Below are 241 nucleotides of genomic sequence, written 5' to 3'. Positions count from 1 at the left end.
CAGCGCGAGCACGCCGACCGCAAAGGCAATGTCCGTCGCCGTCGGCACAGCCCATCCGTGGGCCGCATCCGTACCGTGATTCACAGCGAGATAGACGAGCGCCGGCACCGCCACGCCGCCCATAGCAGCACCAAGCGGTAGCGCAGCCTGCCTGAAATCGCTCAGCGAGCCTGCGTGGATTTCACGGCGGATTTCCATACCGACAACAAGAAAAAACACGGTCATCAGCCCATCGTTGATC

At 62.2% G+C, this 241-nt stretch carries 1 protein-coding gene; it reads right to left on the bottom strand.

The window, feature by feature from the left end; translation table 11 throughout:
- The coding region (locus SB786_RS37470; RefSeq protein ID WP_410731745.1) for a Na+/H+ antiporter NhaA at positions 1 to 241 on the bottom strand (241 nt) is incomplete at both ends.

Source organism: Burkholderia sp. SIMBA_062, assembly GCF_046534765.1.
Classification (GTDB): Bacteria; Pseudomonadota; Gammaproteobacteria; order Burkholderiales; family Burkholderiaceae; genus Burkholderia; species Burkholderia ambifaria.
The sequence above is the reverse complement of the archived record's forward strand: the minus strand, read 5'-3'. Positions and strand labels throughout refer to the sequence as shown.